Annotated in this window: 14 protein-coding genes and 1 tRNA gene; 9 read left to right on the plus strand and 6 right to left on the minus strand. The window is 75.8% G+C overall.

The window, feature by feature from the left end; translation table 11 throughout:
• Positions 1–13: 13 nt before the first annotated feature.
• The 3 genes from P3H78_RS03300 to P3H78_RS03310 form a co-directional block, all read right to left on the minus strand.
• Positions 14–1,489, minus strand: a complete 1,476-nt coding sequence (locus tag P3H78_RS03300) for a glycoside hydrolase family 18 protein (RefSeq protein ID WP_276107188.1) — start codon at positions 1,487–1,489, stop codon at positions 14–16.
• Positions 1,490–1,595: 106 nt separating this feature from the next.
• Complete coding sequence (locus P3H78_RS03305) at positions 1,596–2,999, minus strand: sensor histidine kinase (protein ID WP_276107189.1); 1,404 nt, start codon at positions 2,997–2,999, stop codon at positions 1,596–1,598.
• Entirely contained in the window at positions 2,996–3,700 is a 705-nt protein-coding gene (locus tag P3H78_RS03310; RefSeq protein WP_276107190.1) for a response regulator transcription factor, read from the minus strand. Before P3H78_RS03310 ends, P3H78_RS03305 begins: the two co-directional genes overlap by 4 nt.
• A gap of 110 nt (positions 3,701–3,810) precedes the next feature.
• Here P3H78_RS03310 and P3H78_RS03315 point away from each other — a divergent pair, with 110 nt between their 5' ends.
• A complete protein-coding gene (locus P3H78_RS03315) occupies positions 3,811–4,332 on the plus strand; it encodes a hypothetical protein (protein ID WP_276107191.1) in 522 nt (173 codons plus the stop codon).
• Positions 4,333–4,462: 130 nt separating this feature from the next.
• On the opposite strand, the gene P3H78_RS03320 is transcribed toward P3H78_RS03315, so the two are convergent.
• Both P3H78_RS03320 and P3H78_RS03325 read right to left on the minus strand, forming a co-directional pair.
• Complete coding sequence (locus P3H78_RS03320) at positions 4,463–5,332, minus strand: spermidine synthase (protein ID WP_276107192.1); 870 nt, start codon at positions 5,330–5,332, stop codon at positions 4,463–4,465.
• A 100-nt stretch (positions 5,333–5,432) separates the two neighbouring features.
• Positions 5,433–5,870: a hypothetical protein gene (locus tag P3H78_RS03325; RefSeq protein ID WP_438827901.1), complete on the minus strand. Its 438-nt coding sequence runs from the start codon at positions 5,868–5,870 to the stop codon at positions 5,433–5,435.
• Positions 5,871–6,158: 288 nt separating this feature from the next.
• Between P3H78_RS03325 and P3H78_RS03330 the strand changes: the two genes are divergently transcribed.
• Positions 6,159–7,604 (plus strand): NsdA family TPR-like regulatory protein, encoded by a 1,446-nt coding sequence (locus P3H78_RS03330; protein WP_276107193.1) that lies wholly within the window; start codon positions 6,159–6,161, stop codon positions 7,602–7,604.
• 291 nt (positions 7,605–7,895) lie between these two features.
• On the opposite strand, the gene P3H78_RS03335 is transcribed toward P3H78_RS03330, so the two are convergent.
• A complete protein-coding gene (locus tag P3H78_RS03335; RefSeq protein WP_276107194.1) occupies positions 7,896–8,498 on the minus strand; it encodes a histidine phosphatase family protein in 603 nt (200 codons plus the stop codon).
• Between the two features lie 199 nt (positions 8,499–8,697).
• Between P3H78_RS03335 and P3H78_RS03340 the strand changes: the two genes are divergently transcribed.
• From P3H78_RS03340 to P3H78_RS03370, 7 genes are all read left to right on the plus strand, one after another.
• Positions 8,698–9,651, plus strand: coding sequence for a phosphatase PAP2 family protein (locus P3H78_RS03340; protein WP_276107195.1), 954 nt, complete (start codon positions 8,698–8,700; stop codon positions 9,649–9,651).
• On the plus strand, positions 9,602–10,792 hold the full coding sequence (locus P3H78_RS03345) for a hypothetical protein (protein ID WP_276107339.1): 1,191 nt from the start codon (positions 9,602–9,604) through the stop codon (positions 10,790–10,792). Before P3H78_RS03340 ends, P3H78_RS03345 begins: the two co-directional genes overlap by 50 nt.
• Positions 10,783–12,399, plus strand: coding sequence for a hypothetical protein (locus P3H78_RS03350; protein ID WP_276107196.1), 1,617 nt, complete (start codon positions 10,783–10,785; stop codon positions 12,397–12,399). The genes P3H78_RS03345 and P3H78_RS03350 overlap by 10 nt, the downstream gene beginning before the upstream one ends.
• Positions 12,396–13,745, plus strand: a complete 1,350-nt coding sequence (locus P3H78_RS03355) for an AAA domain-containing protein (RefSeq protein WP_276107197.1) — start codon at positions 12,396–12,398, stop codon at positions 13,743–13,745. Before P3H78_RS03350 ends, P3H78_RS03355 begins: the two co-directional genes overlap by 4 nt.
• 124 nt (positions 13,746–13,869) lie before the next feature.
• Positions 13,870–14,241 (plus strand): DUF8844 domain-containing protein, encoded by a 372-nt coding sequence (locus tag P3H78_RS03360; RefSeq protein ID WP_276107198.1) that lies wholly within the window; start codon positions 13,870–13,872, stop codon positions 14,239–14,241.
• Positions 14,242–14,362: 121 nt separating this feature from the next.
• Positions 14,363–15,007, plus strand: coding sequence for a bifunctional DNA primase/polymerase (locus tag P3H78_RS03365; RefSeq protein WP_276107199.1), 645 nt, complete (start codon positions 14,363–14,365; stop codon positions 15,005–15,007).
• Positions 14,998–15,071, plus strand: a tRNA-Lys gene (locus P3H78_RS03370). The genes P3H78_RS03365 and P3H78_RS03370 overlap by 10 nt, the downstream gene beginning before the upstream one ends.
• The last annotated feature ends 22 nt before the right edge of the window (positions 15,072–15,093 follow it).

The following is a 15,093-nucleotide window of genomic DNA, read 5'->3' on the forward strand; positions in this document are numbered from 1 at the left end:
GCGCAGGCGGCGGTCAGCCGAAGGCGTGGAACGCCTTGGAGAAGGCGAACGCGTCCTGGGCGACCGAGCTGCACGTGGGGTCGGCGGTGGGCTTGGTGCCGCCGGCGCACTGCTTGTCGCGTGCCGCGGACCACATGGACAGCCCGCCGAGGCCCTTCGACGTGGCGAAGCCGGCCAGCCTGCCGGCGTCGGCGACCGTGAAGACCTCGGAGGAGACGTCGTTGACGCCGATCATGGGCGTGACGGCGACGGTCTTCCAGGCGGCGCTGTCGGACAGGCCGAGGACGCCCTTGACCTGGGCCTGGGTGGCGGTGGCGGCCTGCTCGGCGTAGGTGCCCATGTCGCCGCTGTAGGAGGCGCCGTAGTCCATGGCCATGACGTTGACGGTCGAGATCTGCACGCCGTTGGACCTGGCGTCGGACAGCAGATTGACGCCGTCCTGGGTCAGGCCCTCGGGCATGACGGGGAGGGTGAAGGAGACGTCCAGGCCCGGGTGCTGCTTCTGGAGCGCGGCGATGGCCTGCGCGCGGCGGGTGTTGGCGGCGGTGTCGGGCAGCGCGCCGCCCTCGACGTCGAAGTCGACCTTGGTCAGCTTGAACTGGTCCACGGCCTTGCCGTAGGCCGCGGCGAGCGCGTCCGCCGAGGAGCAGGTGGTGGCGAGCTCCGAGCCGGAGGCGCCGCCGAAGGAGACCCGGACGTCTCCGCCCTTGGCGCGCAGCGCGCCGATCCGGGAGGCGACGGCGTCGCTCGCGAGGTCGGTGACGCCGCCCCACTTCGGGGTGCAGCCGCCGCCGTCGGTGACGAAGGCGAGGTTGTAGTCCTTCACACCGGTCGCGTCGGCGCTCGCGAGGAGGTCGAAGGCGGGGTAGAGCGAGGTGTCGACGTAGGGGGCGAATCCGGCGGTCGCCGCCTTGGTGCCGGTGCCGGTGCCCGTGCCGGTGCCGGTGTTCTGGGAGGGGGGCGCCGTGGCGCTGGGGACGGCGGTAGGTGTGGCGGACTGGGTGGCGGTGGGCGCGGGGCTCGCGGTGCCGGCCGGGCGGCCGCTCGGCTCGGGGGTGGCACCGGCGTCCGCCGAGCAGGCGGCGTCGTCGATGCGGCACCCGGTCGGATCGCCGGAGCCGTCGACCACGAAGCCGACGGTGACCGACGCGCCCGGGGCGAGGCCCGCGGTGTCCCAGCCGGCCGGCTTGACGGTGACGTGCTGCCCGCTGACGCTCGACTCGGCGTTCCACAGGGAGCCGAGCCTCGCGCCCGCCGGGAGGTCGAACGCCAGCGTCCAGTCCTTCTCCGTGGCACCGCTGTTGTTCGTCACGACGTACTGCGCGGTGTACCCCGTCGACCAGGAGCTGGTCTTCGTGTACGCGGCGCCGACCGCGGCCGCCTGGGCGATGCCGGTGAACACGAGCGCACCGCCGCCGGCCACGGCGGCGGCGACCAGGCCGCCTATCGCCTTGTTCCTGCCACTGATCCTGCGCCGGTGCGTGCTCATCGTGCCTGCCTTCGCTGTTCACGGGGGGTGGTGCGGCAGCACGCTAGCGAGCGGGATCCGGGCGAAACGCCTCTTCCGGACGGGCCCTGCGGATCTTAGGGCGGGCTTAAGGAAGGGATCGGGGGCGGTTAAAGGTAGAGACCAATCGGCCGGGTCTGCGGCGGCGCACGGAGCCCCGGTGGCCCCGGCGTTCCGGCCGCCGCCGGTCCAGCTGGATCCAGATGCGCACCTCGGTGCCGCCGAGCACCGACGAGCCGATCCGGACGTCCCCGCCGGTCTCCTCCGCCAGGCGGCGCACGATGTCCAGGCCGAGGCCGGTGGAGCCGTCGGCGCCGGAGCCCCGGCCGCGGGCCATGGCCGCCTCGGGGTCGGGTATCCCGGCGCCCGCGTCGGAGACGAGCACGATCACGGCGTCGTCGCCGTTGTGCACGTCGACCGCGAAGGCGGTGCCCTCGGGAGTGTGCCGGAAGACGTTGCCCAGGAGGGCGTCGAGGGCGGCGGCCAGATCGGCCCGGGCCACGGGGATGCGCACCGGCCGCTCGACCCCGGCCAGCCGCCACTTGCGCCCCTCGTCCTCGGCGAGCGCGGACCAGAACTCCATCCGTTCCCGGACGACCTCGGCGGCGTCGCATCCGGCGCCGGGACCGGTGGCGGCCGTCTGCGGCTTGGCGTCCCGGGCGGTGCGGATGATGGTGTCGACCTCCCGCTCCAGCTGGGCGACCGCTTCACGGGTCTGCTCGGCGGCCGGCCCGTCGCCGAGCGAGGCCGCGTTGAGCCGGAGCACGGTCAGCGGGGTGCGCAGCCGGTGGGACAGGTCGGCGGCCAGCTCCCGCTCGTTGGCCAGGAGTTGGACGACCTGGTCGGCCATGGAGTTGAACGCGACTGCGGCCAGGCGCAGTTCGGTCGGGCCGTCCTCCGGCACCCGTGCGCCGAGCCGGCCCTCCCCCAGCTCGTGCGCGCCCTCGACCAGCCTCCGCGCGGGCCGCACCATGCGCACGCCCAGCCGGTCGGCGACGGCGACGGAGCCGACCACGAGCGCGGCCCCGACGCCGGCGAGGACCGCCCAGGCGGTGCCGACGCCGTTGCTGACCTCGGACTCGGGGACGTAGACCTCGACGACCGCGATCGCCCCGGTGCTCAGGGCGACCGGCTGGAGGAGCGCGAAGCCGCCGGACACCCCGGCGGTGGAGGCGCGCCCCAGCCGGCGCACCATGGCGACGTCCACCGCGGCGGCGCGGGTGCGCCCGATGTCCACGGCGGCCTTCGTGCCGGCCGCCGGCAGGTGCACGGCCATCTGCGTGTCCGAGCCCGCCGAGGCGACGACCCGCTCCAGCTGGTCCCGCTCGGTGGTGATGGACAGCGCCGGGGCGACCGCCGCGGCCTGCCGCTCGGCGTTGGAGAAGGCGCGGTCCCGGGCCATCTCCTTGACGACCAGGCCGAGCGGCACGGCGAAGGCGACGACGACCATGGTGGTGACGGCCAGACAGACCTTGACCAGGGCCCACCTCATCGCGGCCGCTCCGCTCCGGGCGGCTCCAGCTTCACGCCGACGCCGCGCAGGGTGTGCAGATAGCGGGGCCGGGCGGCGGTCTCGCCGAGCTTGCGCCGCAGCCAGGACAGGTGGACGTCGATGGTCTGGTCGTCGCCGTAGGACTGCTGCCACACCTCGGCCAGCAGTTCCCTGCGCGGGACGACGACCCCGGGGCGGCCGGCGAGGAAGGCGAGCAGGTCGAACTCGCGGCGGGTGAGGTCGAGCCGCACGCCGTCCAGTTCGGCCTGGCGGCGCAGCGGATCCACCGTCAGACCGCCGACGCGGATCACGGTGGACGGCGCGGCCTCCCCGGCGCCGGACCGGGACCGGCGGAGCACGGCGGCCATGCGGGCGGAGAGGTGCTCGACGGAGAACGGTTTGGTCAGGTAGTCGTCCGCACCCGCGTTGAGCAGCCGCACGATCTCCGTCTCGTCGTCACGGGCCGTGGCGACGATGACGGGGACGTCCGTGATGCCGCGCAGCATCTTCAGGGCCTCGGAGCCGTCCAGATCGGGCAGACCGAGGTCCAGGATCACCACGTCGAAGCGGAGATGGGCGACCTCCCGCAGCGCCTCCAGTGCCGTGCCGACGCTGCGCACGGTGTGCGAGGCGTCGGTGAGGTGCCGGATGAGCGCCGAGCGGACGAACTGGTCGTCCTCGACCACGAGCACACTTGCCATGCGCCGCACCGTACGCCATGTCCGCCGCCCCGGTGCGGGCCTGTGGACAACTCCCCGGGCCCCGGAGCGGGGGGCGACACGGACGGGACGCGTGGGGCAGTATGGCCGCGATGCGCAGGGGACTCGTTCACGTTCTGGCATGGTCGCTCGCCACGGGTGCGGCGGTCACGCTGTCGTGGTGGGGTGTGCACACGGTGATGGCGGGCACGGCCTACGACCCGCCCCGCGCCCTGCCGGTCAAGGCGGCCGGCGCGACCGCGCCGGAGCCCGGTCCGTCCGCGTCCCCGTCCCGCCGGCCGGCGCCGTCGCGGAGCGCGTCCGCGGCACCGAGCAGGCCGCCGCGCACGCCGGCGCCCGTCTCCGCGGACTCCGCCGCCTCCGCCGCGGCGAGCCCGTCGGCGTCCGATCCCGGCCGGGTCAGGAGTTACGACACCGACGGTGGGCGCGTGGTCTTCGACCTCGGGCCGGCCTCCGCGTCCCTGGTCTCGGCGAGTCCGGGCACGGGCTGGTCGATGCAGCTGTGGAAGACCGGAAGCTGGATCCGCGTGGAGTTCACCCGGGGCGCGGACCGGGTGTCGGTGATCTGCACCTGGCACGACGGGCCCCCGCACGTCGACGTGGGCACGTACTGAGGCCGTTCGGGCATGGCGCGGCCGTCGAGGGGCGAGCCGCTCCCCCGTCGGGGCGCGTGCGCGCGGAACCGGCCGTGGGACCCCGGCCGCCGGACCGCCGGAAGCCCGCTGTCCGGTGGCCGCACCGCGGTCAGCGGAAGACGGAGGCGGGGGGTGCCGGTGAGGCGACCGCGGCGGCGTCCACGACCGGGGCGGCACCGCCGGTGAAGTCGGTGAGGGAGCGGCCGTGTTCGACGCGGCCGGGGTGCGGGTCCGAGGCGGCCCGCCGGGTCAGCTCGGCGACCGGCAGCGGGAGGTCGGAGGCGACGAGCACCGCGTTGCCGAACCGCTTGCCGCGCAGCACCGCCGGATCGGCGACCAGCGCGAGGTGCGCGAACCGTGCCGCGGCGGTGGCTATTTGGCCCCGCAGATGGGCGAGGGGCGGGCCGTCGGCGAGGTTGGCGGCGTAGACACCGCCCGGCCGCAGGGCCCTGCGCACCTCGTCGAGGAACTCCGTCGAGGTGAGGTGGGCGGGTGTGCGGGCCCCGCTGAACACGTCCGCGACGACGAGGTCCGCCCAGGCGTCGGGCACCTTGGCGAGCCCCTCCCGGGCGTCCGCCGCGCGCACCCGGATCCGGGCGCCGGGGTCCAGCGGCAGCTCCCGGCGCACCAGCCGCACGAGTGCCGCGTCCCGCTCGACGACCTGCTGGGTGGAGCGGGGCCGGGTGGCGGCGACGTACCGGGCGAGAGTGAGGGCACCGCCGCCGAGGTGCACCGCGTGCACCGGCTTCCCGGCGGGCGCGGCGAGGTCGGCGACGTGCCCGAGCCGCCGCTGGTACTCGAAGGCGAGGTGGGCCGGGTCGTCGAGGTCGACGTGCGACTGCGGCGCCCCGTCGATCAGCAGGGTCCGGGCCCGCGGCCGGTCCCGGTCGGGCACGAGCTCGGCGAGCCCGCCGTCGACCTGCTCGACCACCGACTCGACGGCCTCCCGCTCCCGGCGGGATCCCTTGGACCTTCCCATCGGACCATTATCGGATGCCCGGACGGCGACGGCGATCGGCCTCCCGCCCGGCCGCCCACGGCCGGAGCGGCGGGCACCGGCACGGACGCGGCGGCCGGGGTCAGCAGCAGTTGTCCGCGGCCTCGATCAGCCGGGCCGCCTCGCCCAGCGCCCGCCGCAGCTCCGCCGGGTCCGTCGCGAGGCCGGCGCCGTCGGGCGGCAGCAGCCAGTCCGCGCCGTCCACCGGCGGCTCCGGCACCAGCCGCAGGCCCCGCCCGTCGGTCCGGGTGCAGGTGCTCCCGGGCAGGTCCCAGCCCGCCGCGGTCCCGGCCGGCACCACGAAGCCGAGCGTGTCGCCGCCGTCGTCGTGCAGGACGGGGCCGACCGCGTCGCCCGCCCCGCGGCGGAGGATGTCGACCGCCTCCAGGCCCTGCCGGGCCGGCACCGTGACCAGGTCGCAGGTGTCCTGCGCGCCGGGGCCCCGGCCGCGGTGCGGGGCGGGCCCCCGCCTCTCCCCCTCAGGCGCCGCACCGGGGCCGGTGCTCTGCCTGGTCTCCATCCGGGCCTCCACCACGGAACCCTCCTCGTGAAGCGGACGGGTCGGGAGCCGCCCGGCTCCCGGTCCACGGAGTACAACGCACGTGGTCCGTCAACGGCTACGGCGGAAGTCCGCCGCAAAGGATGGCAGTTCATGGCAGATCGTGGATGAGATATCCGGTTTGTAGCCAAACACCGCATGGCGGGCCTGACGCACCGGGTACGTTCTTGCTCGCCGGAAACAGGGTGCCATCTGGACAAGTCACCCCCTTTCCGGCACGGTTCGACGGTTCGCAGAGAGGGCCCGGCCATGGCGTCGTCAGCGGTGACCTCGTCCCAGTCCCCCCGGCCGCTCCGGCCGAATCTCGCCTTCCGGCGGCTGCGCGGACAGCGCTCGCCGGCGGAGTTCGCCGCCTCGGTGCGCCGGGCGGCCCGCGAGATCGGCGAGCGGGTCAGCTGTGACGCCCGCTACATCGGGAGGGTGGAGGCGGGTGAGATCCGGTGTCCCAACTACGCGTACGAGCGGGTGTTCCTGCACATGTTCCCGGGCCGCACGCTGGCCGACCTGGGATTCGCCCCCCGCTCCTCCGTCCGCGGCCGGGGAGCGCGCGCCCGGGAGGACGACGCGCCCCCCTCGTGCATCACGAGCCCCGGCGGCATCCCGCATGAAACGCGCGGGACGCACCACCCGTATGACACGCAGGACCCGTACCACCCGCACGAAGAACACGAGGAGAGCGACGTGCTGCGTCGCGCATTCATGACCCGAGGGAGCGCCACGGTGGCCGCCGCCTCGCTGGGCCCGCTGGGCCTCACCCTGGACGCCTCGGCCGCGGAACGCCCCGGCCGCCGGGTCGGCTCGGCCGAGGCCGGCGCCCTGGAGGAGGCCGTCCGCCGGATCCGGCTGCTGGACGACCGGCACGGAGCCGACGGCCTCTACCGCCGGGCGGCCGAGCCGCTGCGCATCGCCTACGCGCTGCTCGACGCCGGAGCCACCCGGCAGACCACCGTCGACCGGCTGCACTCCGGCGCCGGCGAACTGGCCCTCTCCGTGGGCTGGCTGGCCCACGACTCGGGCCGCTTCGACGACGCCCGCTCGCACTACGCGGAGGCCCTCGCGACCGCCCGGACGACCGGCGACGCGGCCCTGGAGGCGCACGCGTTCTGCAACACGGCGTTCCTCGCGCGCGACGCCGGGCGGCCCCGGGAGGCGGTCCGGGCGGCGCAGGCGGCGCAGCGGGTCGGCCGCCCGCTGGGCTCCGCGCGCCTGATGTCGCTGCTGGCGCTGCGCGAGGCGGGCGGCTGGGCGGGGCTCGCCGACCGCACCGGGTGCGAACAGGCACTCACGCGCGCGCAGGCGCTCTTCGCCCGCGGCCCCTCGGACGCCGATCCCGAGTGGATGAGCTTCTACGGCGAGGCCGAGCTGGAGGGGCTGGAGGCGCAGTGCTGGTCGACGCTGGGCGACTGGCCCCGGGCGGCCCGGCACGCGCACCGGGCGGCGCAGCTGCAGGATCCGCACTTCCTGCGGAACACCGCGCTGTACACGGCCGAGTTGGCGGACGACCTCGCACGCGGGGGACACCCCGACGAGGCGGCGACGGCCGGGATGCGGGTGCTGGACCTGCTCGACCAGGTCCAGTCGTCCCGCATCCAGACGATGCTCGCGGGCACCGCCCGGGTCCTGCTGCCGCACCGCCGGGCAAGCGGCGTGTCCTCGTTCCTGGAACGCCACGCGAGCACACCGCGGACGGTGTGAGCGGGGGTCGCCACCCGGCCGTCCCAGGGGCCGTGCCGCCGTACCCGGTCGGCCCTGCGGGGCCGAGCACCCAACCGCCTCGCAGCACCCGTCCCCCGAGCGGGCGGCGGGAGGCCGGCGACCGGCCCTGAGCGCTGCCCGGCGATCCCCGGTGGATCGGCGCGCGGCGTCGGATGCGGTGCGGCGCACGGCGGAGGGTCGTCCTCGTACGGGGCGCGTCCGGGCGGCTCGACGACGCGGCGGGATGCCGTGGCTGTCGCCGTGCGCCCGCCGGGGATCACGGGACGGCCCTCAGAGGTGCCCCGCCAGATGTCCCACGTCGTTCCAGCTCTCCAGTGCCGGTTCGCCGTAGGCCCAGCCGAGGACCGACAGGGAGGTCGGGTTGAGGCGTATCCGCGCGGCGAAGTCCAGGGGGAGGCCCAGCCAGCGGGCGCCGATCGAGCGGAGGATGTGGCCGTGCGCGAAGACCAGGACGTCGCGGTCCGCGGCACGCGCCCAGGACACCACCTCGTCGGCGCGGGCGGTCACCTCGTCCAGGCTCTCGCCGCCGGGGACGCCGTCCCGCCAGATCAGCCAGCCGGGCCGCTCGGCCTGGATGTCCGCCGGGGTCAGGCCCTCGTAGGCGCCGTAGTCCCACTCCATGAGCGTGTCCCAGTGCGCGGCGCGGTCGCCGAACCCGGCGAGCTCGCAGGTCTCCCGCGCGCGGGACAGCGGGCTGGTGCGCACCTCCACCCCGTCCAAGCCGTCGAGCGGCGCCCGGTGCAGCCGCTCGCCGAGCAGCCCGGCGCCGCACCGGCCCTCCTCCAGGAGGGGGATGTCGGTCCTGCCGGTGTGCTTGCCGGACAGCGACCACTGCGTCTGTCCGTGCCGGGCCAGCAGGATCCGCGGTGCCATGAGATGCCTTTCCCGGGAGAAGAAGGAGGAAGGGGTCCTTCCCATCATCGCCCACCCCGGCCGCGGGCAACCCGGGGGGCGGCGGCGGCGTCTTCGAGGGCCGGGGGCGCCCCGCGACGGGCGGCGCGTACACCGTAAAGTGACACGGCCGTCCGGGCACCGGGCGGGCGGAGACGAGGAGCAGGGGGAGGGGCATCGGATGCCGCAGACCGAGACACCGGGCATCACGGCGGCCCCGCGGACCCGGCTGCGCTGGTGGTCCGAGCTGCCGCTGATCCTCCTGGTGTACGCCTGCTACTCGGCGGGCCGCCTCCTCGTCCGCGGCGACGTCTCCGCAGCCGTCGGCCACGGCCTGGCGCTGCTGCACGCCGAGCAGTTGCTCCACCTCAATCTCGAGCACCCGCTCAACCGGCTGTTCACCCGCGAGCCCTGGCTCGGCATACCGGCCGACTTCTGGTACGCCTCGCTGCACTACCTCGTCACGCCCGGGATCCTGGTCTGGCTCTTCCGGAGCCGCAGCGCGCACTACCGCGCGGCCCGCACCTGGCTGATGACGTCGACCTTCATCGGCCTGATCGGCTTCACCCTGGTGCCGACCTGCCCGCCCCGCCTGCTCTCGGCCGGCCACGGCTTCGTGGACACCATGGCCCAGTACAGCCAGTACGGCTGGTGGGGCGGCGACGCCAGCGCCCCGCGGGGCCTGGGCGGCATGACGAACCAGTACGCGGCCATGCCCAGCCTGCACGTGGGATGGGCCCTGTGGTGCGGGGTGATGCTCTGGCGCCGGGGCGGCACCCGCACGGCGAGGGCGGCGGGCGTCGCCTACCCGCTGCTCACGGCGTTCGTGGTGATGGGCACCGCCAACCACTACCTCCTGGACGCCCTCGCCGGCGTGGCCGTGATGGGCGCGGGACTGCTGCTGGAGCCGTACGTGACGCGCGTCGCGGACCGGATCCGGGCCCTACTCACCGGTGGGACGGGGACCGCGGCACCCGCCGGTTCCGGCGCGGGGTCCCCCGTTGTCAGTGACGGATGCCAGACTTCCACGGGTGAGCGAATTCCACGGCAGCGCGAGGCCCGGTCCGGATCCGGAGCCGAGCCGGGTGCCTCCCCCGCGGACGCGGGGGACGGCGCTCCGGCAGCGGCTCGCTGACCTGCGCGGTCCCGGGGTCCAGGCCAAGGCGCTGGACGCCCGCGCCCTCGCGGCGCTCGCCGCGAACCCGGGCTGCAGACGGCGCGCGATCCTGGACGGCGCAGGCGTGGACAAGGCGGCGCTGGCGGACGCGCTGGGCGTGCCCTCCGGCTTCGGCCAGTCGCAATTCGCCTTCATGCGGGGCAATGCCTTCGAGGCCCGGGTCAAGGCCGACGGCGGCGCGGAGCTGCTGCGGCTGGTGCACCGCACGCTGGACCCGGGCGCCGAGCCGCCGGGCCGGGCCGAGGTCCCCGACCTGACGGCCGCCGGCCCCGAGGGCCGGGTCGCACGCACCGCGCTGGCGCTGCGCGAGGCCACCGGGGCGCCCGGCGGCACGGGCGCGTGGACGCTGCTCGACCACCCGCTGCTCGCCCTGGACGTGGCGGGCTCCCCGGCCTTCCTGGAGCCGGACGCGGTGGTGGTGCACCCGGACGGCGGCTGGACGGTCGTGGAGATCAAGTCCTTCCCGATGCTGGACGGCTCCGCGGACCCGGGCAAGGTGGGCGCCGCCGCACGGCAGGCGGCGGTGTACGTGCTGGCGCTGGAGGAGGTCGCCGCCCGGCTGGACCCGGCGCCGCCGGTGCGGCAGCGGGTCCTGCTCGTGTGCCCGAAGGACTTCTCCAACCTGCCCACGGCCTCGGCCGTCGACGTGCGCAAGCAGCGGGCGGTGACGGCCCGTCAGCTGACCCGTCTGACCCGTATCGAGGACATCGCGGACGCGCTGCCCGGCGGGGTGTGCTTCTCCCCCGGGCTGCCCGCCGCGCAGCTGACGGCCGCCGTCGAGACGGTTCCCGCGTCCTACGCGCCCGAGTGCCTGGCCGCCTGCGAGCTGGCCTTCCACTGCCGCGCGCGGTCCCGCGCGGCCGGCGCGGTGACCGCTCTGGGCCGCTCGGTCCGCGCCGAGCTGGGCGGCCTGTCGACGGTCGACGACGTGCTCGCCGCGGCCCACGGCGAGGCGGGCGACCCCGGCGACCCGGCGGTCGCGGCGCTGCGCAGGGCGGCCGCCCTGCGCACGGAGGCGCTCGCCCTCGCCGCCGCGCCGGGCGCGGACGGCCCGCGGGACCCGGCCCGCGCCGGCCGGGAGGTGTCCCCTTGTCGCTGATCACCACCCTCGGCCGGCTGGAGGCGGTGCGGGCCGGGCACGCCCAGCCCGCCGCGACCGTCCGGCACCGCCGTCTGTCCGACCGCCCGCTGGTCCTCGTGCCGCTCACCACCGCCGGCGAGACGGGCGCCCCGCTCGGCGCGCTGGTCGGCACCGACCGCGCGGCGCCGCGGCTGCTGGCCGTGCCGCAGCCGCGCGACCGCGACCTGAGATTCGCCTTCCTCGCCGAACTGGCCGACGTGGTGCTGCCGTACATCGACGGGTACGCGGAGAGCGTCGAGGCGGCCGAACGCACCGAGACCGACCCGGAGACCGGCAAGCGGGTCAAGGTCGAGGTGGAACTGTGCGCGGAAGCACCCCAGTTGATCGTGCCGAGCCGCGCGGGCATCGACCTCGTGCGCCTGCTCGGGCGGTCCATGCGCTTCCGGCGCACCGCCGAGCAGGACCCGGAGGCGCCGCATCCGGCCCCGCCCCGGGTGCCGCTGCTCGGCCGGTGGCTGACCCACTTCGGCGAGCGGGCGCGGGTACCGGGCTCCTCGTTGCTGACGGCCCTGAGCGAGCTGCTGGCCCGGCACTGGACGACCGGCCAGTCCGGACTGGAGGACCAGCACCTGGGCGCACTGCTGGCGTGGATCGACCCGCCGGAGGGCGTGCCGGGCGCCGAGGCCGCGCTGCGCGCGGAGCTCGCCCGGGACGCGGACGGCCAGTTGCTGTGCCCGCCCGCCGGCCCGGCCACCGACCCGGCCTTCGACAACCGGCTGCTCGCCCCGGCCGTAGAGCGCTACGACCGGGCCCGCACCGCGCTGGCCGCGGCCGAGGACGGGCTGGAGGCGGACGACCGGCTCGGCGCCCTCACCGCGGCCGAGCGGGAGATCCGTGCGCTCGTCGAGAGCCGTACCCGGCCCACCTGGGACGCGGTGTGGCACGGCATCGACCTGCTGCGCACCCTGCCCGAGGGCGCCCACGTCGAGGAGCGCTGGACGCGCGACCGCTGGTCGTTCACCGGGCACCGGGACCGCGTGCTCGCCGGGGAGCCGCCCCAGCCGCGCCGCGACGACGCGGTCACCGCGGCGAACAAGCTCGCCGCCCGGGAGCGGGAGCAGGCCCGGCTGGACGCCCAGGAGGCGCTGGACGACCCGCTGGTGATGGCGGGGCGGCGGCTGGCGGGCGAGGCGTTCGCGGGCGAGGTCACGGACGTCGTCCTGGCCTACACCGAGGGCCGGCGTCCCTCCCCGCGGCCCCTGGTCACGGTGCGCACCGACGACCGGCCGCACCTGGGCGAGCGGGCCCGGGTGCACCGCTCGCTGGACGGCCGCCCCCAGTCGGCCGAGTTCGCCGGGTACGCGCCGGACGAGGGCGCCGGGGACGGGGAGGGTGCGCTGGTCGTCCTGCGGATCATGGACAAGATGGGCCGGGGCAGGGAGCCCGAGGCCGGGTCGGTGCCGGAGAAGGGCGACCGGGTCTGCTTCACGCTCTTCGAGCACGAGCAGCGCGGCGGGGCGAAGCTGCCCGATGCCGAGCGGACGCCGTGGACCCACGGCGGCCCGCCGGGCGGGTCGGACGCGCCCGAGCCCGCCGACCCGGTGACCGAGGAGGACGTCCTGTGACCGCGCACGCCCGGGAGACCGTGCCCGATCCCGGCGCGGCGGCCGCCCGCGCCACCGAGGCGATCCTCCACGACACGCTGCACGGCACCCATCGCGGTGTGGTCGTGGACTCCCCGCCCGGCGCCGGCAAGTCCACGCTCGTGGTCCGCGCGGCGCTGGAACTGGCCGAGGCGGGACGCCCGCTGATGGTGGTCGCGCAGACCAACGCCCAGGTCGACGACCTGGTCCTGCGCCTGGCGGAGAAGAACCCCGAGCTGCCGGTGGGCCGCCTGCACAGCAGTGACACGGACGCCTACGACAAGGCGCTGGACGAGCTGCCGCAGGTGCGTACCTCGGCCAAGGCAGGCGATCTGGCCGGCCTCGGCGTGGTGCTGTCGACGGCCGCGAAGTGGGCACACGTGAAGACCGACGAGCCGTGGCGGCACGCCATCGTGGACGAGGCCTACCAGATGCGCTCGGACGCGCTGCTCGCCGTGGCGGGCCTGTTCGAACGGGCGCTGTTCGTGGGCGACCCCGGGCAGTTGGACCCGTTCTCCATCGTCGGCGGCGAGCAGTGGGCGGGCCTGTCGTACGACCCGTCGGCGTCCGCCGTGACGACGCTGCTCGCGCACAATCCCCAGCTGCCGCAGCACCGGCTGCCGGTGTCCTGGCGGCTGCCGGCGTCCGCGGCGCCGCTGGTGTCGGACGCGTTCTACCCGTACACGCGCTTCCGCAGCGGCACGGACCACGGCGACCGCCGGCTCGTCTTCGCGGTGCCGTCGGACGGCTCCGGCCCGGACCGGGTCGTCGACGAGGCGGCCGTGTCCGGCTGGGGCCTGCTGGAGCTGCCCGCGCGGCACACCCCGCGCACGGATCCGGAGGCGGTGCGGGCGGTGGCCGCGGTCGTGGGGCGGCTGCTGGAGCGGGGCGGCGCGGCCACCTCGGAGCGGTCGCCGGACCCGGTCCCGCTGACCGCCGACCGCATCGCGGTGGGCACCGCGCACCGCGACCAGGCGGCGGCGGTGCGCGCGGCGCTGGCCGAGCGGGGTGTGCGGGACGTCACGGTGGACACCGCGAACCGGCTCCAGGGCCGGGAGTTCGACGTCACGGTGGTGCTGCACCCCCTCTCCGGGCGCCCCGACGCCACCGCCTTCCACCTGGAGACCGGCCGGCTGTGCGTGCTCGCGTCCCGGCACCGGCACGCGTGCATCGTGGTGTGCCGGGCGGGGGTGGGCGACCTCCTGGACGACCATCCGTCGACGGAGCCGGTGCAGCTCGGGGTGACCGTGAAGTTCCCGGACGGCTGGGAGGCGAACCACGCGGTGCTGGCCCACCTCCGGGAGCACCGGGTGTCCTGGGCTCCGTGAGCGGAGCGAGGGGCGGCGCCCCCGGAGCGGGCCGGGGCCCACTGCCCCCTTGCGCCGCCGCGCGACAATGGACGGTGGCACGTCCCCCACGACGGTGCCTTCCGACGTACGCAGAGGAGAAGACATGGCGGAGCCCACGCCGCGTCGCAACGAACCGCGGCTACGCCCCGCGCCCCTGCTCTTCGAGCCCGCCGAGGCGGCCGCGGACCCGGAGCACTTCTTCGACCTGGAGTCCGTCGACGACCCCGCGGAGCTGCTCGCGCGGGCGACGGAGCTGACCCTGGCGTTCCGGGCGGCGGCCGACCGCGCCATGGAGTTCCAGGCGATGGCGGCGGCCCAGCTCGCCGACCCGCGGCGGTTCGACCGGCTCACCGCGGCGGACATCGCCGACCGGGCGGAGTGGACCGAGGACTACGCCAGGAAGATGGTCGAGTTCGGGCGGGGTCTGCTGCGCGGCGGCGAGGGCGGGCAGGCCGGTCCGGCCGACGCCGTCTGAACCGGGCGACCCGCCGTCTGGCATATGCCGGGTGCGGACGATACCCCCCGACCGCCCCACCTGTCCCGATTTCCGGCAACCTTGCGGGTGTGTGCGGTCACAGCCGGTAGACGTAGGCGCCATGAGCCCTACAGGGAACGAACCGCTCCTCGACCACTTCGACGACCGCCGCTGTGGTCCCTCGGGCGTCACCGCGGAGGGCGCCGCCTGGCTCGCCTCGGCAGGAACGTATCCCCGCAGCACACTCTCCTTCTGGCAGGAGCGGCCGGACGCCCCGGTGGTCCTGCCCTGCGGCACCGTCTTCGACGTGGTCAACGTCCCGGCGATCTTCGGCCGCCGGATGCTGGACCGGCTGTGGAGCGAAGGCCCGGGGTCCGGGCCGGTGGCCGTCCACCGGGGGCGGATGCTGCTGTTCGCCGCGCCGGGCACCGCCCAGCGGCTGCCGTCGCTGCTGCACTGGGAGGAGTGGGGGTCCCGGGACCGGGCGGAGAGCCGTACGGGGCCGGTCCCGCCGCTGCTGTGCCACGGCACCGGCGACGCCGTGACCGTCCCCGCCCCGCGTGCCGGGACCCGCGCCGCGGACCCCTCTCCCGCACCCCCGGCATCGCGCTGGCTCGTCGCCCCGGACACCCGCAGCCCCTGGCTGCCGGGCCCCGAGATCCTGCTGTGGGCGGCCGTGCGGGCGGCCCGGTCGGCCGTACGGATTTCGATTTTTCCTCGCGCCGATCAGGATGCTAAGGTCTACGACGTCAGCAGGCGCCGCTAGCTCAGTTGGTTAGAGCAGCTGACTCTTAATCAGCGGGTCCGGGGTTCGAGTCCCTGGCGGCGCACGGTGACGATGGCGAGACCATT

It is taken from the genome of Streptomyces tropicalis, assembly GCF_029269835.1.
Taxonomy (GTDB): Bacteria; Actinomycetota; Actinomycetes; order Streptomycetales; family Streptomycetaceae; genus Streptomyces; species Streptomyces tropicalis.

Excerpts from the sequence above, each read along its gene's own strand:
- P3H78_RS03310 (WP_276107190.1), bottom strand. The coding sequence starts at position 3,700 with ATGGCAAGTGTGCTCGTGGTCGAGGACGACCAGTTCGTCCGCTCGGCG.
- P3H78_RS03300 (WP_276107188.1), bottom strand. The coding sequence starts at position 1,489 with ATGAGCACGCACCGGCGCAGGATCAGTGGCAGGAACAAGGCGATAGGC.
- P3H78_RS03360 (WP_276107198.1), top strand. The coding sequence starts at position 13,870 with ATGGCGGAGCCCACGCCGCGTCGCAACGAACCGCGGCTACGCCCCGCG.
- P3H78_RS03340 (WP_276107195.1), top strand. The coding sequence starts at position 8,698 with ATGCCGCAGACCGAGACACCGGGCATCACGGCGGCCCCGCGGACCCGG.
- P3H78_RS03315 (WP_276107191.1), top strand. The coding sequence starts at position 3,811 with ATGCGCAGGGGACTCGTTCACGTTCTGGCATGGTCGCTCGCCACGGGT.
- P3H78_RS03305 (WP_276107189.1), bottom strand. The coding sequence starts at position 2,999 with ATGAGGTGGGCCCTGGTCAAGGTCTGTCTGGCCGTCACCACCATGGTC.
- P3H78_RS03365 (WP_276107199.1), top strand. The coding sequence starts at position 14,363 with ATGAGCCCTACAGGGAACGAACCGCTCCTCGACCACTTCGACGACCGC.
- P3H78_RS03320 (WP_276107192.1), bottom strand. The coding sequence starts at position 5,332 with ATGGGAAGGTCCAAGGGATCCCGCCGGGAGCGGGAGGCCGTCGAGTCG.
- P3H78_RS03325 (WP_438827901.1), bottom strand. The coding sequence starts at position 5,870 with ATGGAGACCAGGCAGAGCACCGGCCCCGGTGCGGCGCCTGAGGGGGAG.
- P3H78_RS03335 (WP_276107194.1), bottom strand. The coding sequence starts at position 8,498 with ATGGCACCGCGGATCCTGCTGGCCCGGCACGGACAGACGCAGTGGTCG.
- P3H78_RS03330 (WP_276107193.1), top strand. The coding sequence starts at position 6,159 with ATGGCGTCGTCAGCGGTGACCTCGTCCCAGTCCCCCCGGCCGCTCCGG.